Origin of the sequence: Streptomyces sp. NPDC048142, from assembly GCF_043202835.1 — a bacterium.
Lineage (GTDB): Bacteria > Actinomycetota > Actinomycetes > Streptomycetales > Streptomycetaceae > Streptomyces.
On sequence record NZ_JBIDBC010000006.1, the window covers coordinates 62045 to 84885 of the forward strand.

Annotated in this window: 16 protein-coding genes and 2 pseudogenes; 12 read left to right on the forward strand and 6 right to left on the reverse strand. The window is 69.0% G+C overall.

All coding sequences use genetic code 11. The features are described from left to right. Positions 1-227 precede the first annotated feature (227 nt). Together ACGF2Y_RS10400 and ACGF2Y_RS10405 are read left to right on the forward strand one after the other, a co-directional pair. Complete coding sequence (locus ACGF2Y_RS10400; protein ID WP_392944885.1) at positions 228-4421, forward strand: molybdopterin-dependent oxidoreductase; 4194 nt, start codon at positions 228-230, stop codon at positions 4419-4421. A 16-nt stretch (positions 4422-4437) separates the two neighbouring features. Beyond that, positions 4438-5004 carry an AAA family ATPase gene (locus ACGF2Y_RS10405; RefSeq protein WP_392944887.1) on the forward strand — a complete coding sequence of 189 codons (567 nt, stop codon included), beginning with the start codon at positions 4438-4440 and terminating at the stop codon, positions 5002-5004. Positions 5005-5113: 109 nt separating this feature from the next. On the opposite strand, the pseudogene ACGF2Y_RS10410 reads toward ACGF2Y_RS10405, so the two are convergent. Continuing rightward, positions 5114-5272 (reverse strand): annotated as a pseudogene (locus ACGF2Y_RS10410) (undecaprenyl-diphosphatase); the annotation flags it as partial. Between the two features lie 687 nt (positions 5273-5959). Here ACGF2Y_RS10410 and ACGF2Y_RS10415 point away from each other — a divergent pair. The 3 genes from ACGF2Y_RS10415 to ACGF2Y_RS10425 all read left to right on the forward strand — a co-directional run bounded on the left by ACGF2Y_RS10415 (position 5960) and on the right by ACGF2Y_RS10425 (position 8516). Then, positions 5960-6331: a hypothetical protein gene (locus tag ACGF2Y_RS10415; RefSeq protein WP_392944889.1), complete on the forward strand. Its 372-nt coding sequence runs from the start codon at positions 5960-5962 to the stop codon at positions 6329-6331. An 8-nt stretch (positions 6332-6339) separates the two neighbouring features. Further along, a complete protein-coding gene (locus tag ACGF2Y_RS10420; protein WP_392944891.1) occupies positions 6340-7542 on the forward strand; it encodes an ATP-binding protein in 1203 nt (400 codons plus the stop codon). Positions 7543-7652: 110 nt separating this feature from the next. Continuing rightward, positions 7653-8516 carry an HNH endonuclease gene (locus ACGF2Y_RS10425; RefSeq protein WP_392944893.1) on the forward strand — a complete coding sequence of 288 codons (864 nt, stop codon included), beginning with the start codon at positions 7653-7655 and terminating at the stop codon, positions 8514-8516. 253 nt (positions 8517-8769) lie between these two features. Here ACGF2Y_RS10425 and ACGF2Y_RS10430 read toward each other — a convergent pair whose 3' ends face one another. The 5 genes from ACGF2Y_RS10430 to ACGF2Y_RS10450 form a co-directional block, all read right to left on the reverse strand. After that, complete coding sequence (locus tag ACGF2Y_RS10430) at positions 8770-9774, reverse strand: hypothetical protein (RefSeq protein ID WP_392944894.1); 1005 nt, start codon at positions 9772-9774, stop codon at positions 8770-8772. Between the two features lie 192 nt (positions 9775-9966). Further along, a complete protein-coding gene (locus ACGF2Y_RS10435) occupies positions 9967-13926 on the reverse strand; it encodes an SAV_2336 N-terminal domain-related protein (protein WP_392945337.1) in 3960 nt (1319 codons plus the stop codon). Between the two features lie 48 nt (positions 13927-13974). After that, positions 13975-14970, reverse strand: coding sequence for an AAA family ATPase (locus ACGF2Y_RS10440; protein ID WP_392944896.1), 996 nt, complete (start codon positions 14968-14970; stop codon positions 13975-13977). Next, positions 14967-17303 (reverse strand): hypothetical protein, encoded by a 2337-nt coding sequence (locus tag ACGF2Y_RS10445; protein WP_392944898.1) that lies wholly within the window; start codon positions 17301-17303, stop codon positions 14967-14969. Before ACGF2Y_RS10445 ends, ACGF2Y_RS10440 begins: the two co-directional genes overlap by 4 nt. Beyond that, positions 17291-18466, reverse strand: a complete 1176-nt coding sequence (locus tag ACGF2Y_RS10450; RefSeq protein WP_392944900.1) for a hypothetical protein — start codon at positions 18464-18466, stop codon at positions 17291-17293. The genes ACGF2Y_RS10445 and ACGF2Y_RS10450 overlap by 13 nt, the downstream gene beginning before the upstream one ends. 382 nt (positions 18467-18848) lie before the next feature. Between ACGF2Y_RS10450 and ACGF2Y_RS10455 the strand changes: the two genes are divergently transcribed. The 7 genes and pseudogenes from ACGF2Y_RS10455 to ACGF2Y_RS10485 all read left to right on the forward strand — a co-directional run bounded on the left by ACGF2Y_RS10455 (position 18849) and on the right by ACGF2Y_RS10485 (position 22829). Further along, on the forward strand, positions 18849-19313 hold the full coding sequence (locus ACGF2Y_RS10455; protein ID WP_392944902.1) for a prevent-host-death protein: 465 nt from the start codon (positions 18849-18851) through the stop codon (positions 19311-19313). 2 nt (positions 19314-19315) lie between these two features. Then, a complete protein-coding gene (locus tag ACGF2Y_RS10460) occupies positions 19316-19666 on the forward strand; it encodes a hypothetical protein (protein ID WP_076094230.1) in 351 nt (116 codons plus the stop codon). A gap of 60 nt (positions 19667-19726) precedes the next feature. Next, on the forward strand, positions 19727-19891 hold the full coding sequence (locus ACGF2Y_RS10465; protein ID WP_385959989.1) for a hypothetical protein: 165 nt from the start codon (positions 19727-19729) through the stop codon (positions 19889-19891). Positions 19892-20628: 737 nt separating this feature from the next. Beyond that, entirely contained in the window at positions 20629-21225 is a 597-nt protein-coding gene (locus tag ACGF2Y_RS10470; RefSeq protein ID WP_392944904.1) for an SLATT domain-containing protein, read from the forward strand. 2 nt (positions 21226-21227) lie between these two features. Beyond that, positions 21228-22334, forward strand: a pseudogene (locus ACGF2Y_RS10475) (nucleotidyltransferase); the annotation flags it as partial. 4 nt (positions 22335-22338) lie between these two features. Next, positions 22339-22542, forward strand: coding sequence for a hypothetical protein (locus ACGF2Y_RS10480; protein ID WP_392945339.1), 204 nt, complete (start codon positions 22339-22341; stop codon positions 22540-22542). An 86-nt stretch (positions 22543-22628) separates the two neighbouring features. After that, positions 22629-22829: a hypothetical protein gene (locus tag ACGF2Y_RS10485; protein WP_385959995.1), complete on the forward strand. Its 201-nt coding sequence runs from the start codon at positions 22629-22631 to the stop codon at positions 22827-22829. Positions 22830-22841: the final 12 nt, after the last annotated feature.

The following is a 22841-nucleotide window of genomic DNA, read 5'->3' on the forward strand; positions in this document are numbered from 1 at the left end:
CCCGTCACCGCATGTCGCCCCCCGTAACCGCCCGTCGCCAGCCGTCACCAACCGTCATTCGTCCGTCACCGAGGGGGCCTCACCGGAGGCTCCCGGGCGGTGTGCAGGCGACGTAACCAGCGTTGTTCGCCCGGTGTCATCCCCGGTTAACGGGCCCTTCCTAGATTCGGGGGTGACCGCCGCCCGCCCCGCGTCCCTCCGTGGACGCCCGCCCCGGAAGGGCCCTCATGACCGTGCCGACCCCGCCGCCGGACGCTCCTGCCACCGACCGGGTGCGCACGGTCTGCTCGTACTGCGGTGTCGGCTGCGGGATCGTCCTCGACATCGCCTCCGGCCCCGACGGCCGCCGCACCGTCGTGAAGGCCTCGGGGGACAAGGAGCACCCGTCGAACGCCGGCCGGCTGTGCACCAAGGGCGCGACCGGCGCGGACCTCCTCGCCGCCCCCGGCCGGCTGACCACCGCCCTGGCCCGGCCCGACCGCAGCGAGCAGCCCGCCCCGCTCGCCCGGGACGCCGCCATCGCGGAGACGGCGCGCCGGCTGCGGTCCGTGCTGGACACCCACGGCCCGGACGCGGTGGCCCTCTACGTCTCCGGCCAGATGACGCTGGAGGCGCAGTACCTCGCCAACAAGCTGGCCAAGGGTTTCATCGGGACCAACACCATCGAGTCCAACTCCCGGCTCTGCATGGCGAGCGCGGGCAGCGGCTACAAGCTGTCCCTCGGAGCGGACGGACCGCCCGGCTCCTACGAGGACTTCGCCCACGCCGACGTCTTCCTCGTCACCGGCGCCAACATGGCCGACTGCCACCCGATCCTCTTCCTGCGGATGATGGAGCGCGTCAAGGCAGGCGCGAAGCTGATCGTCGTCGACCCCCGGCGCAACGCCACCGCCGCCAAGGCCGACCTGTACCTCCGGATCCGGCCCGGCACCGACCTGGCCCTCCTCAACGGACTGCTGCACCTCCTCGTCGAGAACGGGCACACCGACCCGGAGTTCATCGCGGAACACACCGAGGGCTGGGAGCGGATGCCCGCCTTCCTCCGCGACTACCCGCCCGCCGCCGTGGCGGAGATCACCGGCATCCCCGAGGCCGACATCCGGCAGGCGGCCCGCTGGATAGGCGAGGCGGGCGCGTGGATGAGCTGCTGGACCATGGGCCTCAACCAGAGCACCCACGGAACCTGGAACACCAACGCGATCGTCAACCTGCACCTGGCGACCGGAGCGATCTGCCGCCCCGGCAGCGGACCGTTCTCGCTCACCGGCCAGCCCAACGCCATGGGCGGCCGCGAAATGGGCTACATGGGCCCCGGACTGCCCGGCCAGCGATCGGTCCTGGTCGCCGAAGAACGCTCCTTCACCGAGGAGTTGTGGGGCATCGAGCCCGGCACCCTGCGCGCGGACGGCTCGGGCAGCGGCACCGTCGACATGTTCCGGCGGATGGCCGAGGGGGAGATCAAGGCCTGCTGGATCATCTGCACCAACCCGGTCGCCTCGGTCGCCAACCGCCGGACCGTCATCGAGGGCCTGGAGGCCGCCGAACTCGTCGTCACCCAGGACGTGTTCGCCGACACCGAGACCAACGCGTACGCCGATATCGTGCTGCCCGCCGCGCTCTGGGCCGAGTCCGAGGGCGTGATGGTCAACTCCGAGCGCACCCTCACCCTCTCCCGCCGCGCCACCGACCCGCCCGGGGAGGCCTGGCCGGACTGGCGGATCATCGCGGCGGTCGCCTGCGCCATGGGGTACGAGGACGCCTTCGGCTACACGAGCGCCGAGGAGATCTTCGCCGAGATCACCCGCGCCTGGAACCCGCGCACCGGCTACGACCTGCGCGGGGTGACGTACGAGCGGCTGCGCGAGAGCCCCGTGCAGTGGCCGAGCGCCGACGTCGAAGGACCGGCCCGCAACCCCGTGCGCTACCTCAACGACGGCGTCAGCCAGGAACTGACCGTACGGCCCGACGGGAGCGTGCCGAGGCTCGCCTTCCCCACCCCCGGCGGCCGGGCCGTCTTCCACGCGCGCCCGCACCTGCCGCCGGCCGAGATGCCCGACGAGGACTACCCCTATCTCCTCAACACCGGGCGGCTCCAGCACCAGTGGCACACCCTCACCAAGACCGCGAAGATCGGCAGACTGAACCGGCTGGACCCCGGCCCGTTCGTGGAGATCCACCCCGACGACGCGGCGGCCCTCGGCCTCACCGAGGAGGACGGCGTCGAGGTCGCCTCGCGGCGCGGCCGCGCGGTACTCCCGGCCCGGATCACCGACCGGGTCCGGGCGGGGGAGTGCTTCGCCCCGTTCCACTGGAACGACCTGTTCGGCGAGTACCTCGGTGTGAACGCCGTGACCAACGACGCGGTCGACCCGATCTCGTTCCAGCCCGAGCTCAAGGTGTGTGCGGTCCGGCTGGCGAAGGTCGCCGCTCCCGCGGTGCGCCAGGACCGTGCCGAGGCGCAAGGCCCTGCGCTCACCGCCGTCCTCGGCCCCGCCGACACCGCGCCGCCCGTCCTCACCGACACGGAACGCCGCTATCTGGCCGGATTCCTCGCGGGCCTCGGCACCCGGCCGGAAGGCACCCCGGTGCTTCCGGCGGGCGCCCCGTTCGCCCCGGACCACGCCCTGTGGGTCAACGGGCTGCTGGCCGGCACCTACTCCCGGCTCCCGGAGACCCCGGGACCCGGGACCGTGCCCGCAGCACCGGCGAGCGCCCCGGAGGAACCGGGCCGGCCGGTCGTCGTGCTGTGGGCCTCGCAGACCGGCAACGCCGAGGAGCTCGCCGCGACGGCCGCCCGGACGCTGGCGGCCGAGGGGTACCGCACCACGCTCCTCGGCATGGACGACGGGGCGCCGGACGCCCTGCCGAGCCCGGCCGACCTCCTCGTCGTCACCAGCACCTTCGGCGACGGCGACGCCCCCGACAACGGCTCCGCCTTCTGGGAGTCGCTGAACGCCCCCGGGACCCCGCGCCTGGAGGGCGTCCGCTACGCCGTCCTCGCACTCGGCGACTCCTCGTACGACGACTTCTGCGGCCACGGCCGCCGTCTGGACGAACGGTTCGGCGAACTGGGGGCGGAGCGGCTGGTCCAGCGCACCGACTGCGAACCGGAGTACGAACAGCCCTTCGGCCAGTGGCTCAAGGAGGTCCGGGCGGCGCTGGAGTCGACGACACCGGAAGGGACGGCGACGCGGGCAGAGGCCTTCCCGGCGGCGGCATCCAAGCGGCCGGCGACCGGGACCGCGACAGCGGCAGTGGCGGTGGCAGCGGGCGAGGAGGCTCCCGCGCCAGCCCGCCCCTCCAGGGCCGCGCCCGTCACCGGCCTCCTCACCGGGAACCGCCTCCTGAGCCTGCCCGGCGCGACGAAGGAGGTCCGCGCCTTCACGATCGACACGCGGGGCGCCGGCACCCCCCTGACGTACACGGCCGGCGACGCCCTCGGCGTACAGCCCCTCAACTCCCCGGACCTGGTCGCCGAATGGCTCGCCGTCACCGGACTCGACCCCGCCGCCGAGGTGGACGTCCCCGGGCACGGCCCGGTCCCCCTCGACGAGGCCCTGACCGGCCACCTCGACATCGCCCGCATCACCCCGGACCTGCTGCGCCTGGTCGCCGAGCACACGGGGGACCGGCTGCTGAAGAAGCTGCTGCGCCCCGACAACAAGGGCGAGCGGGACCGGTGGACCTGGGGGAGGCAGGCCGTCGACGTTCTCGCCGAACACCCGGTACGGGCCCCGGCCGCCGCATGGGCCGACGTGCTGGGACCGCTCCGCCCCCGGCTGTACTCCATAGCCTCCAGCCCCCTCGCGGACCCCCACCGGATGCGGCTGACCGTCTCCGTGATCCGCTACGAAAGCCACCGCGGCCGGATACGCAAGGGCGTCGCCTCCACCTTTCTCGCCGACGCCGGACCGGACCGCCCCGTGCCGGTGTTCGTCCAGCGCAACGACCGCTTCAGCCCGCCCGCCGATCCGGCCACCCCGATGATCATGGTCGGGCCCGGTACGGGAGTCGCCCCCTTCCTGGGCTTCCTGGAGGAACGCCGGGCGCTGGGGCACTCCGGCGCCAACTGGCTGTTCTTCGGCGAGCAGCACCGTGCCACGGACTTCTACTACCGCGAGGAACTCGACGCCCTGAGCCGCTCGGGCACCCTCACCCGGCTGGACACCGCCTTCTCCCGCGACCAGCGGGCCAAGGTCTACGTCCAGGACCGGATGCGCGAACACGGAGCCCAGCTCTGGTCCTGGCTCCAGGACGGCGCCCACTTCTACGTCTGCGGCGACGCCTCCCGCATGGCCAAGGACGTCGACCGGGCCCTGCGCGACATCGCCGTCGCCCACGGGGGACTCGATCCCGACGCCGCGGCCGCCCAGGTGAAGCAGCTGGCCTCGGACCGCAGATATGTGCGTGACGTGTACTGAACGAGGGAGTACGGCCATGGGCTGGGCGGAAGTACCGGTGGACACCGAGCCGGCGGCAGGCGCGGTCCTGCTGATCGGTATCCCCGGCAGCGGCAAGAGCACGGTGGCCGAGGCTCTCGCCGCCCGCTTCGCCGCCTCCGCCCACATCGAGGTGGACGCCCTCCAGGAACTCATCGTCTCCGGCGGCCGGTGGCCCTCGCCGGAGCGGGACGAGGAGGCGGACCGGCAGATCTTCCTCCGGGCCCGCAACGCCTGCCTGCTGGCGGCCAGTTTCGTCGCCGCGGGCTTCCTCCCGGTCATCGACGACGTCGTCGTACGCCGTGCCCACCTCGACTTCTACCGCGCCACGCTCACCGGCGGACCGCTGCACTGCGTGGTCCTGGCCCCGGGCGCGGCGAAGGCCCAGGAGCGCAACCTCGCCCGGGACAAGAGGCTGACGACGGACTGGTCCCCGCTGGACGCTGTGATGCGCGCCGAACTGGCCGGCGAGAAGATCTGGATCGACAACGCGGAGCTGACCGTGGACGAGACGGTCGACGCGGTGCTGTCCGCCACCGGTCTCACCCCCCGGCAGCAGGCCTGACGCCTCACTGTCAGTGCCCGGCCGTACGGTGAAGACATCTGTCCGCGCCGCCGGCTGCCGCGCTGCTGGATCGCCCCGCCCGGCTGCTCCCGGGAGGGGTGCGCAACACCTACGGGGTGACGCCCGCGGACTCACCCGCGTGCGGGCTGAGCACCCCGGCCCAGATCAGAACGAACAGGACGACGCCGAGGAGGATGCGGTAGATGACGAACGGCATGAAGCTCTTGGTGGTGATGAACTTCATGAACGAAACTATGTCGACGTGTCCTGAGCGGCTTTGACCTGCTGTTTTCCACCACTTTTCAAGATCGAATAGTAGGGCAGTGGGAGATGGCGCCTTCCAGTGCTCTCTCTCGCTGGCCGCGAAGCACAGCCACCTGCTTTGCAGCGAATCGGCAATCTCCTGCTCCATGGCCAGGGCAACGTGCGAGTAGAGACCTTCCACGCCGGCGACCTCGCGGCCCATGCGGGTCTCCACGGCGATGCGACTGTGTCGATCTTCGTCCAGCCATTCCTTGCCGCCGTGGCGAAGCAGGTACAGCCGCTTACAGGCGTTCGTGGTCGCGGGGAACCGGCCCCTGACCCGCGGCCAAACTGTCCAACAAGGCACTGGCCGCAGTGCGCGCGCCCCGGTCGCTCACCAGCCCGGATGAGATTTTCGGCAAGGGCAGGATGCATGAGGCCGACTGGGACGACAACGGTGCGCCGGATGAGCTGATCGGCACGTGAAGAGCTGTGCCGCGGTGACCTGCATGCCCTGGCGGTCGCCGGAGGCGCTCCAGCGGTCACTGCACCCCAGCGGGCGCTGGCCGCGTTTCTGCGTCTGCCCGCCGGGTGATCTCCGCACCGGGGCACCGCTGCTCTGGCACTCGTGCCCGTACGGGGCGGTGTAGCCGGTGGTCGGGTGCACGGTCGCCTCAGGTCAATGTCGGTGCCGTCGGCTAGCGTGCGAGGTATGCGCTACTTCAATACGGCCGGGCCGTGCGTCCCCACGCGTCACTACATGGTGCCGGCCCAGGAGCGGCTGCCCAGGGCCCGCGGGTACATCGAGCAGGGCCAGTACTTCGTGGTGCACGCGCCACGGCAGACCGGGAAGACGACGGTGCTGGCGGCGATGGCCCGGGAACTGACGGCCTCGGGCCGGTACGCGGCGCTGCACTTCTCGTGCGAGAGCGCGGAGGTGGCCGGGGAGGACTACGGCCAGGCCGAGCTGCTGGTGCTGGAGGCGATTCGGCGGTCCGCGGAGTCCGCTGGGCTTCCTGATGAGCTCGCGCCCCCGCCTCCTGGCCCGACGCGGTGCCCGGGTCCCGGCTCACGCGGGGGCTGACTGAGTGGGTGCGGAACTGTCCGCGTCCGCTGGTGCTGTTCTTCGACGAGATCGACGCGCTGCGGGGGGAGAGCCTGCGCAGTGTGCTGCGCCAGTTGCGCGATGGCTTCACTGTCAGCCGTGGCGGCTTCCCGCATGCGGTGGTGCTGTGCGGGCTGCGGGATGTGCGTGACTACAAGGCGGCCTCGGGCGGGGATCCGGGGCGCCTTGGTACGTCGAGTCCGTTCAACATCAAGGTGGCGTCGCTGCGGTTGGGCGACTTCACCGAAGCCGAGGTCGCCGAGCTGTACGGGCAGCACACCACGCAGACGGACCAGGATTTCACGGTGGATGCGCTGGAACGTGCCTTCAGCTTTACCCAGGGACAGCCGTGGCTGGTCAACGCGCTGGCCCGGGAGGTCGTCGAGGAGATGGGGGTGCCGTCGGACACGCCGATCACGGCCGAGCACATGGAGGAGGCGAAGGAGCGGCTGATCCTGGCGCGTGCGACGCATCTGGACTCGCTGGCCGCCAGGTTGGGCGAGGACCGGGTGCGGCGGGTGATCCAGCCGCTGATCGCGGGCGAGCTGCTCCTGCCGACGGACACGTACGACGACGATCTGGCGTACGTGCGCGACCTGGGGCTGGTCGCTCCGGACGCGCCGGTGCGGGTGGCCAATCCGATCTACCAGGAGGTCATTGTCCGGGTCCTGGGAAACAACACGGAGGGCCAGGTCGTCGCCGTCCCGAGCAGCTTCCGGCTGCCGGACGGCCGGATCGACATGGACAAGCTGCTGTGCTCCTTCGCCGAGTTCTGGCGGGAGAACGGCGAGATCCTGGCCACCGCCTCGACCTACCCGGAGGCCGCAGCACAGCTGGTGATGATGGCCTACCTGCACCGGATCGTAAACGGGGCGGGTTTCATCGACCGGGAGTACGGGGTCAGCCGGCGGCGCGTGGACCTGCTGATTCGCCAGCCGTACACCGCTGCCGACGGTTCGCGGGCGGTGCAGCGCGAGGCGCTGGAGCTGAAGGTGCGGCGCCAGGGCCGCACCGACCCCCTTGCCGAGGGGCTGGCGCAGTTGGACGACTACCTGGACCGCATGGAGCTGTCCACGGGCACCCTCGTCGTCTTCGACACCCGCCCGCAGGCAGCCCCGGTCCACGAGCGCACCGCCTTCTCGCAGCAGACCACGCCCTCCGGGCGCACCGTCACCCTGCTGCGCGCCTGACGGCCGGGAGACCTCATCCAGAGCGCCCCCGGATCTTCCTCCCGTGGCCGTGTTCCCGGAGCAGACGGGTTCGGTGCGGGAGCCGAGGTCTTCGGTGCCCAGTACGCGACGTGCCCGGCCACCCGGGTCACTGGTGGCTGGCCTGCGACGTGTCGAACTACGGCATCGCCTGCAGACACTCCAACAGCGGCGGAGCCCGCTACAACGGTGTCCGAGAAGGCCGCGCCAAGGGCAGCCAGTTCCCGCTCGTAGGCGGAACCCGCGCCCGCACGTCAGCCGACGACCTGGACCGCGAACAGCCGCTGCTCCTGGACCCAGCCCACCACAGCGACCCCGACCTGCTCGGCTTCGACAGCGCCAACTACGCCCGGCGCAGCAACACCCCCTACTCGCCGGCCGAAACGAAACGCGGCCTGTGCCGCGCCGACGAAACCATACGGATCCTCGCGCTCAACGACTCCCACCTCGTCCCGCTCCGCAGCCGCCTCATGCGGGCGGTCGGCGTGCTCGCCCGCTACGGTGACAAGACCGACATCCAGCAGCTGATCGACGACAAGGTGAGAACCAAGGCGCCATACAGCTCGGCAGCCGCCATGGCCCTGGCCCTGCAGCTCGCCTGCGACCGGCCCGCCGCCGCGCCCACCACCGCAGCGACGCCCACACCCGCCGTCGACCCGGCACGTTCCCGAGTCGACCTGCAAGACCTGCTGGAACATCTGGACCCGGACGACCTGAAGGCCGGCATCACCCTCACCGGCCGGCACGAGAAGAAGGTCCACCGGGCAGTCCTTAACCACGAGGGCCAGATCAACGTCCTGGGCCGCCCCTGGCGCACCCCGACCGCCGCCGCCAGGGCCGCGACCGGCAGCAACAAGATCGACGGCTGGGATTTCTGGCGTCTGACCATCGCCGGTGTGGAGCAGACTCTTGCCGAAATCCGCGCCATGCACTTGCCGCCACCCGCACCAGCCTGAACGGCGCAGGCGAGGCATGGGAACGCCAAGGACAAGGCGGCTGGGCGGCTGGACGAGCCACCACTGAGTCACGCGAGCTCACTCGAGCCGTCGACCCACTCCAGTCGCCAACTCGCTAACTGAAGCGCGCAACCACGTGGAACCGTTGGTCAGGGGTTCGCTCGCGTATCTGCGGGGAGGTGGATGGTCATCTACACGTTGTTCGGTTCAACGGTGTCTCGTCGTCTCGATTAGGGCAGCGGTGCCAGCCGCGTCACACTCCGGTGAGCCCGAGGCGGCGGGCAAGGTCGTCTTCCGCGGCGCGGTCCTGGGGAGACAGGTTCTCGCGCATCCCCAGGGAGATGCCCACGTCGGGATCGTCGAGCTTCGGTGTCATCACAGCAGCCCCCACAAATGGGGTGGTCTCGGGCAGCCGTATCGCCAGACGCTGCGCCCAGACCTGTTCGGAGCGGACCCACGCCATGCCGGTGCGGGCGGCGTCGAAGAGGAGGATGGTGGGCCGGGTGTTGGCCTGGCGGAGCTTCTGCTTGTCCTCCAGCACGGCCATCACCTGGTCCTCCACGTCCGTCATATGCCGGCCTGGTTCCGCGCCCCAGAAGCCGCCGGTGACGATGATCCGCGATCCCTCCGTGAGGTCGGCCGCCCGGTAGAGCCCGACGTGGATCAGGAGGCGCTTGCGGGCCGACCAGGGCTGATCCACGGTGGTCACTGCGGTGCCGTAGTTCTGGCTGCGCGCCCGCTGGACGGTCTCTTCGACCACCTTGTCCCGCTCGGCCTTCTTGATCACGAGGGGCTGGGAGTCGGTCCTGAGTTCCACGAGGACCGACGGGGTGATGTCGGCGAGCGCAGCCTGGAGTTCGTCGCGCAGGTCCTGCAGACCGTCCAGGCGGCGGGCCTTGACCTCGATGGCGAGGTTCATGTCGCGCAGGGTCAGTTCCGGCTCGGTGGCGCCGTTGCGCCGGCCGAAGTCGAAGGGGATCCCGGCGCGGGCGAGCTTGGCGCCAGCCACCATCTCCGCCCGCGGGATCAGCAGGTCGTTGGTGGTCGCGGCAGCACGGAAGTCGTGGCGTATGCCGGCAAGCCGCTCGGGCTTCGCCTTCTCCAAGGTCCCGATGATGTTATCGAAGGCTGTGACGATGGCGGAGGCGACGCTGTCGGTGCCGCCGTTCCCGCTGGCCAGATCGAAGTAGTCGCGCAACGGGTGCCCCTGCGGGGCCCTGTCCATCCAGTCCTGCAGGAAGGGGAATGACGTGCCCACGTGAAGTCCTTCAGGGGTTGTGCCGGGCGGGGAAGTGGTCACGCCTGCGGCACGGCCAGCGTACGCGCGGGCGGGAATGGGGCGCACCGGGTTTCTGGAGGAGATGCGCGGGGCCGGACCAGTTGGTCCGGGCCCGCTCGCGTATCCGCAGGAAAATAGCTGCTCATGCACGCGATGCCGTGCTCAACCCACCTACTCCGGAGGCGGCGTCACCAGCTTCGTAGCGCTGGGGTCGACGTCCGCAGCACAGGACAGGGTCGGCAGGTCGCGGTCGAGCAGGCCGTTCATTTCGATGGCCGCCCGACTGAGGAGGTGGGCGGCCTGGACGGACTGCCCGTCGGCGACGGCGGCGTAGAACCGGGCGGCATAGGTGATGGCGTCGACATCGCCGATGCTGTCGGACATGCCGATGGCGAACGGCACTGTGTCGACCAGCTTCCCGGTCTGAGCTGCGGAGTGGCAGGAGTTGAGCAGGACCAGCAGCGGTTTGTCGTCCACTGCGGCGATGGCCCGGGCGAAGGCGCCGGCGCTGACGATGGCACCTTCGTAGAAACCGTCCTCGCCTTTCTCGAAAGCGATCAGGTCCTGCGTGCTGTGACCGGAGAAGTGCACGACGTGGGGACGGAACCGGGTCAGCGCGTCCAGGAAGACGTCCGCCGTCGCGGCCGGGTGGAGATCCAGGTCGACAAGGTCGCGATGGGTGGCACTCTGCACGGCCGCACGAATCCTCTGCTGCTCCTGGCCGACTCGCAGGTCACCGGCGGAAGCGGCCGCCAGGAGCAGCACCCGCAGTTTCTCCGGCTTCGGGGCCCGCAGTTCCCTCATCACCGTGCGCACCTCGCCCTCCGTCGCCGTCAGGCGGCTCTCGATCTTCTGCTGCTCAGCCGCGGCACGCCGCTCCGTCTTCTGCTGCTCACGCTGGCGAGCCTTCTCCGCGGCTGCCCGCTCAGTCTGTTCCGCCTTCGCCAGCTTGGCCGACAGGTCAGCTGCCTCCTTGGAGAGCTTGCCCACCTTGGCGCTCCACGTGCTGGCGTCCTGGCCCGCCTTGTTGGCTTCGTTCTCGTACCGCTGGGCGGCGCGCAGCTTGCTGTTGACGGTGCTCTGGCTGCTCGCCTTGGCAGCGGCCGCCTTCTCCTTCGTGGCCTTCGCGCGTTTGTCGGCTTCCTTTTTGCGGGACTCTCCGACCTTCTTCTCCGCGTCAGTGCGAGCCTTGGTTTTCCTGTCCAGTTGGCTCCGGTAGTAACTGGCGTTCATGGGTGTGCCTCTCTGCGGTTCCCGCCTCGCCAGGCTATGGTCACCCACTGACAAAGCTTCGTCTGCCAGGACTGTGTTCGAGTGGGACGGGGTCGAGGGGCGGGAGCGTTCGGACGGGTCTGACAGCAGCCAGGCCCAGGCCTGAAAGTTCTTGCGTTCTACTTTCACGCGTTGGAAGCGTCCGTGGAAGGCCGGCACCCCCTCGTAGAGGGTCTCGGAGACGAGGAGCGCGTACTCGGAGTGCGACTCCCGCAGTGCAGCTGAGTCGACGAGCCGACTGACGCGGATCACGGTTTCCCCTGCCAAACCGTTCCTCTCCGTAGAGACTGCTCCTGTGTCCATCGCGACTCTCACCCGCATGGTGTGCCCTTGTTCAAGGGCGTGTCGCAGTGCTTGGGCGAAGCCCTCGGCAAATTGAGGCACAGCCCTTGTTTCGTCTGCCCCTGGGGGCAGGAGGATGAGGACGCCATCGCCTTGGTCGTGGCGGACGCACGCGTCAGGCTCGACTCCCGCCGCTTGTATCGCATGGCGAAGAGCACCATCGAGATTCTCGCGCCATGACTGTCGCGAAGCCGCGGTCATCGCCGCGAATCCCACGGTGTCGACGGCGATGCACACCCTGTGGATCGCTGGCGCCGCACCATTCTGGAAACGCAGACCGGTGATCATCCTGTCGGGATGGGACGGCGGCGTGTAGCCGATGACGCATTCCTCGAGCGGTGCTGGCCCGGCAGGCTTTTCGTCATCGTCCACGGCCACAACGAAACCTGCGACAAAGGAATCGCCCGACATCCCCAGATGGTGCTCGGTCTGCGTGAAAGCCGCTTTCCAAGAGAAGGGCGTTCCGGTCCGCTTGCACTCCACTGGGTAGTACCGGCCGTCGATGTGCCAGAGCAGGTCGAACCGACGTGTGTCCTCCGGGCCGAGCCGACGTTCACGGTCTAGGTGGAGTCCCCGCCCATCGAGGAAATGTGATAGATCCTCGGCAATCTCCGTCTCCGTCATTCGCGAGCCGTCAGGCCGGGCGTGGACGTAGAGAAGCAAGTGGAGAAGCAGAAGGTCCGTGTCCTGTGGGGTGCTGCGCACTCGGGCGAAAGCGGCTTGGACTTCCGAAGGGCACAGGTGCAGCAGCGATTCCACATACTGCGCGCGTAGACGGGGTCTCACGTCGGCGGGCGGCTCGCCGCGGCGCTCTGCGACCGTGTCCACTAGATTCATGACGGAATCCCAGCGAGGAATATCCGTTTCGCCGGAGTCTGTGGCAATGCCTAGGTCTTCGGACAACATCTCCAGGGATCCGTCCAGTCCGTCGTTCGACACCCATGCGAACGCAGGCTCGGCGGAGGGTTCCCCGGTGGTCGGGGACAGCACAGCTCTGTCGGAGGCAGTGTTGTTGGTTTCGGGGTTCGCCAGTCCCAGGCGTGCCTGCAACGCGGGCCCGAGGTAGGCGAACGGTGTGGCGGTCACTTGGTCGTCCGGGCCCAGGGGCCACGCGGGGAAGTCCGAGGAGTGGCCGATCAGGGACTCGATGCGCTCTCCCACCCGCCGACTGCAGTCGAGGAGTTCGGTGGTGGGGACGGCATCGAGCAGCAGATCCTTTGCTTCGGCTGTGAAGTCGAACAACTGGTGGCGGCCGGTGAACTGCGCGTCCCCGGATGGCAGAAGGGGTTGCATCAGTCCGCCCAGGAGGACCTCGGCCAGCGGTGCGGCCCCCTGCCGCTGGTGGAGGCAGGAGTGGACGAGTTGCATCACGGGCACGGTGACGGGAGCCATGGCGGCCAGGTGCGCGGCCAGGCGTACCGCTTCGGGCGAGGCGGCGCGGCCGAAGTCCCGGACGGAGACGCGGCTGGGCTTGCCAGCAGGTGTCTGGGGCCGGTGGGGTGACCACAGGCGTACCCGCATGGGGCGCCCGACCATGGTGTTCACGTCGGCCCAGGTCGAGAAGCCGGTCGGGGTGAGGTCCAGTACGGGGATGGGAACGGGCGGAGGCGGGGCGACACTCGGGGGGAGTACCTGGTCCGTCACTGTCCAGGCGCTGTTCGGCACGCCCGGGCGGGGTGAGGTGACCTGCCAGGTGTCCGCCCGTACGCCGGAGCCCGCCCACAGCCGACGGGGGAGGGTGTGGATCACGGCGGTGGGACCGTTGCGGGCCCATCCTTCGAGTACGGGTCGGATCCGTCCGTCGCGCCAGGCGGCCGCCGCGCCGTCGGTCACCACCAGCACCATGGTGCGTCCGGAGGCGTCCGTGACGCACTCGGTCGGTCGGGTCGCCATGGTGGTGTTCCACGGGCGCCCTAGTCTGACTCCGGCCTCCTCGGTGGTGTAGCGGATCTGGTGGATCTCCACCTGGCGGAAGGCTCCACTGCGTTCGAGGAGCCCCTTGAGTTCGGCGCACTGGCGCTCCCACAGAAGCATGGACGTGCCGCCGTCGATGATCAGGGCCAGCCGAAGCCATCGCTCCGTCTGGGCACGCAGCGCAAGCTGCGGACTGCGGGTGTCGGCCTGGAGGTCGGCCGTCGCCACTTCGTCGACCTCGCTGTGCTGTCGGCTCGGGACGCGCCGCTTCAGAGGACGCAGCGCTCTGCCGAGCGGCAGGGTCCGGCCGAGGGCCCGGTCACCTGGGGTCCGCAGGGCCCCGGCCGGTGTTCCGGCGGCGGGGCCGGAGAGCACTGCGAGGCGGGGTTGCTGGGCGGCCTCTGCTTGCGCTGTCAGCTGATCAGCCCCTGCCCTGGGAAGATCTTGCGGGCCCGGCTCCGAGAGAGTGTCTGACAGGGCGGGGGCGGTGCTCGGTGCCTGCGGGTCCGTTGTGCTCCTGGCATAGCGGGTCAGGGGCGCCGCCGGGCCGGACGGGACGCGTGCTGCGAGCCAGAGGACGTCCAGAAAGTCTTCCGGTTCCATGGGCAGCTCGGTGCTTGCCAGGATCCTCCGCAGTTCTGCGAACACGTCTCAGCCGTCCGCGTTGAGCCGGTGCAGAACCGTCCTCAGCAGACCGCCGCCGTCCAGCCGGGCACCGCCGTGGCGCAGGAACACGGCGTTGAGGAGCTGGTCGGTGGCGAGTTCCCCGATGGCTCGCTGGGCCAGGAACGCCTGTACCAGATCACCGGCGTCAGCGAGAGCGTCCGGCCCGAGGTGGCTTTCGATGATCTTCTCCAGACGCTCCTTGTCCGGGTCGCCGAGGTGCAGGGGCAGGCAGCGGCGGCGGAATGCCGGGGGGAAGTCTCGTTCGCCGTTGCTGGTGATGACGACGAGGGGGAACTCGGTGCAGCGCACCATCCCCCTGTGTACCCTCGCCCGCTGATGCGGATCAGCGGTGAGGACGTCGATGTCGGCTTGGTTCTCGGGCAGTCTGGACAGTTCCGGGATCTCGAAGGTGCCTTCTTCGAAGATGGTGAGGAGGTCGTTCGGCAGGTCGATGTCGCCCTTGTCCAGCTCGTCGACGAGCAGTACTCGGGGGCCCTGCGTAGCAACGAACGCGGTGCCTACCGGGCCCAGCCGCAGGAATGAGCCGATGTCGGGCCCGACCTCCCCCGGACTCCGGTCGAGGCCGCTCTGCTGCAGCCGTCCGATGGCGTCGTAACGGTAGAGCGCCTCATGGAGCGTGGACCGGCTGTTAACCGGCCAGTGCAGTACCGGGCCCAGATCCAGTTCGTGCGCGATGGCGGCCGCGAGCGAGGACTTGCCGGTGCCGGGGTGTCCGGTGACGAGCAGCGGCCGGCGCAGGTGGATAGCGGCGTTGATGACGTCCGTCTCCTCATGGCCGATCACGTAGGGGGACTCACCCGGTGTGGTGCCGTATCCCATGCTTCCGAACCGCCGCCAGGGCGGAGCCTCAGGAATCGTGACGCTGTGCCGCAGGCCATCTCCTCGGAAGATGCGCCAGCCCTCGTCATCTGCGGCGGAGCCGGTAGCCGTGGAAGTATCCGTCTCGGGCTGATGCGTCATCGGGGACTCGCCTCTTCGGAATCGGAGGAACCGGTCGGTTCGGACAGTTCGGTGAGCGACAGTACGGGCGGCAGCGGCCGGTCTGCGGCTTCCAGCAGTACGGCGGGGCGTACGGGGTGGGCGATGGGGTCCGCGCAGGTTTTGGCCCGGTAGCTCCGAACACGCTCAGGCAACGACTCCACGGCCGCCTGTGGCTGCAAGGGGGCGAAGTAAGTGTCCGGGACCGGACCTGTTGCCTGCCGGTCCCACAGCACGACCGGACAGCCGAGTTGAAGCGCTGCCTGGACCAGCCGCTCCCGGCCTCCCGGTCCGGCCCGCACCACGGCACGGGCCGCGCAGATGTCGTCCATTAATGCCCCGTACGCCGCGTATCCCTCGGCGTGCCGGTCGTCGAGGTAGATCACCGTATTGTCGTGCCGCCCCGCCCAGCGGCGCTCCAGTGCGGCCCGGCGCTGCTCCTCGCGATCGTCGGAGGCCAGGGGCAGAGCGCGCAGCACAGTTTCCCACTCCACACCTAACAGGGTGGGCCGCAGGTCCCCGTCGTCTGAGCCGTTCCAGGCGTCGACTGGCAGCTGCACGGCGTCCGGCTGCAGCAGGATCTCGACGAGCGCGGTCTCGCCGGTGGCATCGCGCAGCCGCGACACCGTCTGCGCGATGCTGCGCACCACTTCCCGTGGTGAGAGGGGTTCCGCGCTTTGCGCGGCGGCCGGTGCGAGGTCGCCCGAACCCGTGTGGGTCCACAGCGCACAGGTGAAGCGTTCGCCGCCGTCACCGCCGCCGAGGACGCTGCGGTTTGGTGGCTCCGCGTCCAGCAGCGCTACGACACGCGGTCGGCCGCTGGCTGTGCCAAGCGAGCTACACCACGTCAGCGCGTCGGCGCGCCGCTCTGCCAGACCGGCTTCCTCGACCCCCAGTCTGCGGGCCACCCGGTCTGCCCACTCGCGCAGTTCCCCGCAGACTTGGGGGGTGAGCGCGGCGAGCAGTTCGGTGAAGCGGATGACCGCAGGAACCAGCTGTGTTCCCGGGTGCGCCACGCTCTGCCCGCCTGTGTATTCCTCGAAGTGCTCCACGCACGCCATGAGGTGAGCGACGGTGGGTCTGTGCGCGCCGCCCTCCACGGTCGGCGGCAACCATGCCTCGGCGAAAGGCTGTGCGTCCCGTACAGCGGCGATGACATGGGCCATCGGCGGCAGTGCCGGGGGCCGGCCGAGCAGTTCCTCCAGTGAGGCGTACTCCAAGGGGGACAGCAGGCCGGGCGCCCCGTGGCTGCGGCCCAGCGCCAGCAACTGGTCGGCCGACCTCCGGTCTTGTATGCCTACCACCTCTACGACGGCGGCCATGGCCCGTTCCACCGTGAGAAGCGCGTGGGCGATCTGCTCATCGGTGGGACATGGCCCGAGCTGCACCTGCGGGCAGTGCGTGGCGAGGTGTTCGACGCACCGGGTCCGCAGATCCTCGTCCCTGAGGACGCCGTGCAGAACGAGGACGAGCTGGCTCCGGCCGGTCGACGCCGGCAGCGGAGCGCGGCCTGGTGACACCAGCTCTTCCCGGGAGCCGTCCAGACTACGGATCTCGATACTGACCGGAGTCTGCAACTCGGGTGTCCGTCCCTTGACATGGGTGAGGAGAGCGGTCAGATCCGGTCGCAAGTCGACGGAGTTCGCCTCCAGCCAGTCGAGTACGGCGTGAGAGAAGACCCCGCTGCTCAGGGCGGCGTCGTTCTCCGCGACCTGGCCGGCGGCGGCCGCGCACAAGGCGAACTGCTGGACACCACGCCGGCGAACCGTGGGGAAGTCGGCGATCGCGGGTCCCGTCGGGTGGTGATGGTGCTCCAGGAAAGTCGCGCATGCGTCGAAGAGCAGCACCTGCTGTCCGAAGCCGTCCAGATCGTCGCGCTGGAGGTACTCAAGCAGGTTGGCTGTATTGATGCAGCGCTTGTCGTTCGGGGTAGCCTCGGGACAGAGCAGCAAACGCCGGTCCCCCTGCGCCAGAACGCCATGGCTGCCCCAGAAGACATAGAGCAGATCGCCGCTGCGCCCGTCGAGGCCGGTGGTGAAAGCATCCATGAGCTGGCCCCGCTGCCAGGCCGGCTGCCAGGTCAGTTCACCGGACTCGGTCAGAGGTTCGAGCCGACACCGGCTGTCCTCCCCAGGGGCCAGCAGGAGCTGGATGTTCGCCTCAGGCACACCGCCTTTGCGCAGCCATCTGTAGAAGCGCAGGGCGTCGTCCACAGCGCCGGGCAGATCCCAGTCGGGGTTCCGGGGGTACCGTTCGAGTCCGACAACCACGGCGTGGACACGTGCCGGGTCGTCGACGGCGTTCAGCTGAGCCATGTGCCGACTGCGTCCCAGACCTTGTGGTTGGACCAATAGGCGCTGTGCGCGAAGGGGAACGGCTGCCGGTTGTCGACCTCGTGATCGGTAGCGATGGTGGAGAAGACCTGCGCGGCCCGGAACGACAGTAGGTCGCGGCGATCGTAGATATTGAGCCAGCGCTGGGGGAAGTGCCTGGGAAGCGGGTGCGGGTGTTCGAGTGAGACCAGGGCACCTGCCTCGTAGAAGAACGGAGCCTGGGAGCCGACGGTGATCAGCTGGTCGACCCGGTCGACCTCCTCCTGCACCATGAGGTCCACGCAGGCCACTCCGCCCAGGCTGTGGGCGATCACGGTGACTGCGTCTCCGGGGGCGTGCTCGATGGTGCGCTTGATCAGCTGACGCAGGGCGTGCCCGCGGGCCTGGTAACGCAGGATGTCGCCGACCGCAGGCAAGATGAGGTCGTCGTTGTGCTTGCCTCGCCGCCGCCGTGCGTGCCTGGTCAGCGCGAGCAGTGCGGGGGTGGCGGCGGCCTTGGCTACCGTTCCCCCCAGCGTGCGCCCCTTCGTCCGCAGCTCAGCGCTGATCAGCGAGAGCAAGGCGTCCCGCTGGAGGCCTTCGAGGGAGTCGACGCCCTGGTCCGCTGCCTCTGCAAGCGTCGCGGCGACGACGGCTCGGGCGAATGCGTGCCGGTGCTCATAGCCGCCTTCGTCTGCCGTGGCCGCGGCGTCCCGCAGCTCCGGTGACTCGGCGACCGTCCGCACCGCGCGGTCGAGGGCGCTGTCCAGCCCGTGTTCCGCGAAGGCGTCTCGTACACGGGGAGACACGACGTAGCCGGAGAGTTCGTCGAGCAGCTTCTGCGCTGGGCTCTGTCCACGCCCCATTCCCGAGGCGACGGCGGGACGAAGGCCCAGTAGACGCAGTTCGTAGCCCGGGTCTTGGTAGAGCACGCCCCAGACGGCCACGTCCTCGTCCTCTTTGCGCCCGCCGCCGGAGTCGGTGTAGCCGGGGATGCTCGCGCCCTCAAGCGCCAGCCCCGCGCCAGCCTCGCGACCCCAGAAGCAGCCCCGCACTTCGGCCCCGGGTTGCAGCCCCGCTAACTCTGAACGCACCGTGGCGAACGTCTTGTTGTACGACTCCTCGCGCACTGCGGTGCCATGGACGAAAACCACTGAGCGCTGCACGTTCCCCCACCCCGCGGACGCATAGGACCGGGCGTCGTCGCCCGGCCACCTGATGCTAGTGCGGCTGTCCGCGGCAGGCCACCGCCGACAGCGTCTGCGGGTGTGGCGGCCAGGTGGGCGGTCCTGTGGGGGTACGCCCCCCGCTCGACACCACCCGTATACCAGCCCCCACCAGGACGGATGAGTTTTCGGCAGGCGCAAGGTAAGCAGCTCTGTAAGTGCGCGCCCCGTCTCGACGATCGACCGGCTGTGAGTTCGGGTCTGACTCAAGCATCAAGGAAGGCTGAGATCTGGCTTCGGACCGCGTCCGGAGGTCGAGTCTGGCGCACGCACTCTGCGGCCTCCACTAGACTTCCGAATACGTTCCGAATACTATGGATCCATGACCATCGCAGCAGACCTCCCCGTGGCGACTCGGCGCTCCTCGGACCTGAGCAAGCACTCCGCCGAGGTCTTCGCCGAGGCCGAGGACCACCCCGTGACGGTGACCCGGCGCGACGGCGAGGCTCTGGTCCTGATGTCGCAGCGCGAGGCCGAGGGCCGTGCCCGCTTGCTGAACTTTGCCGCGCAGCTCATCACCGTCACCCTCGACGACCGCGGCTCGCTCGCCGAGCGGATGTCCAAGGCCTTCCCTTGGATGCTCGCGCTGTCGTCGGCCGACCGGGAGTCCTGCGCGCAGGACCTCGTCGATGCGGCGCGCGCGTCGTTCGCCACCGACCAGCCGCACCTCGCGATCGCAGAGCTGACCTCCTGGAAGGAGACGGCCACGGCCGTCGCGGCCGGGCTCAGCAGCGGCAGCGCCGGTCTGGAGTGGTTCGACGACGATGAGACCGTGGAGCGTCCGTAGCCGTGGCGGCCGCCAGGAAGGGCGAGCTGGTTCCTCGCCCTCCGAAGAAGATCGAGTACGAGATCCGCTTCGCCACAGCCGACGCGCAGAAGGGTTGGCGCGACCTCGTCGCGACGATCCGCAACCCCATGACGGAGACCTGGGACTTCCTCACGCGGACGCCACTGTCCACGACGCCGACGAACTATCGGCTCAAGGGTGAGCTCGGCGTCATCGAGCGTGGCGGCGCGACCCATGAGCGGTGGCAGCACAAACCGACTGCGAAGGGCACCGCGCGCATCTGGTTCTACGTCCACGAGCGCACGGTCTTCCTGGAGCAGGTGCACACGAGCCACCCGAACGAGACGAAGTAGGCGCGCTTCGCAGCGTCGCACATCGTCGGTGAGCGCGCATCCGATAGGGATGATCGCTGTGTGGCTGCCGCGACCGGGGACTGGGAGCGCGAACGCGAGAGGAGGGTGACCGCACCCCGTGCCGCCGGTGCCGAGTACCGCTCCCACGGCCCGCAGCCGTCCGGTGTGGCGCTCCGTGTCCACGAGGTGCACTGGCCTGAGAGCCTGCCCGGCGCAGGATGGTGACGATCCGGTCGACTTGCGACTGTGGCAGAGGAGGCGCGCCGTCGGCCTTGGCGGCTCCCGCCTTCCGGAGGTCCTCGAGTACGACCGGAGAGGCCGGGTGGCGCGGTCATCGTGTTCGCGAGGCGCTCTGGTTGTCGGCGGGCTCTACGCTCACGGTCGTGCGTGCCAAGTGTCGAACTGACCGTGGTACATCGCTGCTGTTCTCGGCTGTGTCGCCTGCTGCAGCTGATGAACCCAACAGTTGCCTCCTTCCTCAAGTACGAGCCGCTCTCGACTCGTCAGCCGAACGCGTCGGTTTCGCTCAGGACGACTGGTCTTCGTCTGCCCGCAGCAGCGCTGCCATGCCCACCCATGACTGACGAAGCCGGTGCCAAGCGCGGAAGCTCGGCCTGTGCGGCGAGGAGGAGCTGAAGGCCGAGGCCTTCGAGCCGGGAGGACGCCATCGCCACAACCTCCTGCGCGAATGGGCAACGAGCCTCGCTCTCGCCGGGCCTGGAGTCGGGAGCCTCGCGGGGCCGCCGCGGAGGAGGAGGGCGAGCGGCTCCGCGGCATCGTGTCCACCGCTCTTCGCTACCTGCGCGAAGCAGGAGAGGGCCGCAGGGCGGGTCGGATCGAGCGCGGCCTGAACGGGAGGTAGCTCGAGTCGGTCGGAGTGTCAGTGGTCGCCGCCATACTCAGAAGATGTGCAACTGACTTTCAGGCGCATGTCCAGGAGCCCTCGACCGAGTAGGAACGAATTGACACCCGAGAGCGAAGCGGTGCCCGACCGGGACCCGTACCTTCTGGCGCAGATGCGAGAGGCCTTCGGGCGCGTGGTCTACAGCCACAAGAGCCATGAGAAGCAGGCGGACATCTGCTTCACCAAGCACCGGTGGCAGCAGGGCGTCCTTATTGCCCTCACTGCGATCGGTTCGGGCACCTTCCTTGCCGCGGTGGTCGGCCTGCTCGGCAACGCAGTGCTGACGAGCCTCGCGACCTCTTCTATTGCGCTCCTGGTCAGTTGGATGAGCCTTGGGGCGAAGACCTTCAAGTTCGAGGAGGAGTCTGAGGCCCACCGCGGCATCGCCTCTCGGCTGTGGGACGTCCGGGAGTCGTACATCTCCCTCATCGCCGACCTGATGTCCGGCACCGTCTCCAACGCGGAGGGCCGAGAGCGGCGGGACGAGCTGCAGCAGGCCGCGCGCGACGCGTACGCCGACGCGCCCAGGACGAGCAGCAGGGCGTTCGCGCGTGCCCAGGGCGGGCTGCAGAACAACGAGGAGATGACGTTCACCTCGCGCGAGATCGACCTCTTCCTCCCGGAGGCGCTTCGGCTCGGCGAAGGCGAGGCATGACGATGAAGACCTCAGAGATCTTCGAAACGCTGCTCCAGAACCTCAAGGTCGGAGAGACGGCCACGACGGTCGCCTCGCGGCGGGACGAGATCACGAAGGCGCTCAACAAGGACTTCCGCGACAAGGACGGCTGCACCGAATACAAGCTGATGGTCGGATCGTTCGGTCGGCACACCGCGATCAAGGGCGTGTCCGACCTCGACATGATCTTCATCCTCCCGCCCGGGATCCGGGCGAGCTACGACGGGGACACCGGCCCGCGGAGGGTTCTCGAGAGGGTTCGCGACGACCTCAAGGCGCGGTACAAGAACACGGAGATCCGCGTCGACCAGTGTGTCGTCCGAGTGCGGTTCACGTCCAACGCCTTCAAGTTCGAGGTCCAGCCGGCATTTGAGAACGCCGATGGCAGCTTCGACCACCCGGACACGAAGGCTGAGGGCTGGAAGGTCACCAAGCCGCGCGAGGAGATCGCCGTGACCAGGGAGTGCAAAGACCGTACCTCGACGAACATGCGCCACCTCGCCCGGATGGCACGGGCATGGAAGAACGCGAACGGCGTAAATATGGGCGGCCTGCTCATCGACACCCTCGTCTACAACTTCTTCGACCAGACCGACGACTACGACGCAGCGGGCGCGGGCTCGTTCGACCTCATGGCCCGCGACTTCTTCGCATTCTTCAAAGATCAGCCAGAGCAGGAGTACTACCTGGCGCTGGGCAGCCGGCAGCGGGTCCACGTCAAGGCGAAGTTCCAGCCGAAGGCGAAGAAGGCGTACAACCGATGCCTCGAGGCGATCGCGGACGAAGGCAAGACGTCCGCCAACAAGAAGTGGCGCGAGGTCTTCGGCACGTCGGTGCCGTTGGCGAAGAGCCCGAGCGAGTCGTCCCGGTCGTTCAAGGACACCGAGGAGTTCATCGAGGACGAGTTCCCGGTCGACGTGTCCGAGACCGTGTCCATCGACTGCGAGGTCACGCAGGCCGGATGGCGTCCGACCTGGCTCCGCACGATGCGTCGCGGCGGGATCCTGCTCAAGGCCGACAAGAGTTTGAGGTTCGTGGTCACCAGTTGCTCGGTCGGGGAGCCCTACACGCTGAAGTGGAAGGTGCTCAATCGTGGTCCGGAAGCCGAGCGGCGGGACAAGATCCGCGGCCAGATCGTCGACTCGAGCAAGCGCGGGGGTCCGCATCGAGCACTCGGACTTCAAGGGCGAGCACGTCGTCGAGTGCTACGTCGTCAAGGACGGGGTCGTCGTCGCTCGGGACCGGATCGACGTGCCGGTCAGCAACACGAGCGTAAAGACGGCGAACGTCTTGTAGGGAACGGATCCTCGGAGCGCGACGAGACCCAGCCGAATCTGCCGGGGTCTCGTCGCATCAGGCGCATCCGCCCGTTGGATTGAAGCATGAGCAGTTCTCTCGCTGCCATGCTCGAGTCCCTGCTCAACGCCGAGATGGCCTTCGCGGGCAAGTGGTACGGCGTTCGCTGCGCTGCTGAGCTGCGCTCCGAGGATCCCAGCAGGTCCGCGGAGCAGATCGTCTGCCTGCTCCGCGACGAAGCAGATACCGCGGAAGCGGAGTTCCGGCAGCTTCGAGACCTCGGCTGAGGCTGGTTCTCC

Coding starts and splice junctions, on each gene's coding strand:
- ACGF2Y_RS10400 (WP_392944885.1), top strand. CDS start 228: ATGACCGTGCCGACCCCGCCGCCGGACGCTCCTGCCACCGACCGGGTG.
- ACGF2Y_RS10405 (WP_392944887.1), top strand. CDS start 4,438: ATGGGCTGGGCGGAAGTACCGGTGGACACCGAGCCGGCGGCAGGCGCG.
- ACGF2Y_RS10415 (WP_392944889.1), top strand. CDS start 5,960: ATGCGCTACTTCAATACGGCCGGGCCGTGCGTCCCCACGCGTCACTAC.
- ACGF2Y_RS10435 (WP_392945337.1), bottom strand. CDS start 13,926: ATGGAACCGGAAGACTTTCTGGACGTCCTCTGGCTCGCAGCACGCGTC.
- ACGF2Y_RS10440 (WP_392944896.1), bottom strand. CDS start 14,970: ATGACGCATCAGCCCGAGACGGATACTTCCACGGCTACCGGCTCCGCC.
- ACGF2Y_RS10445 (WP_392944898.1), bottom strand. CDS start 17,303: ATGGCTCAGCTGAACGCCGTCGACGACCCGGCACGTGTCCACGCCGTG.
- ACGF2Y_RS10455 (WP_392944902.1), top strand. CDS start 18,849: ATGACCATCGCAGCAGACCTCCCCGTGGCGACTCGGCGCTCCTCGGAC.
- ACGF2Y_RS10485 (WP_385959995.1), top strand. CDS start 22,629: ATGAGCAGTTCTCTCGCTGCCATGCTCGAGTCCCTGCTCAACGCCGAG.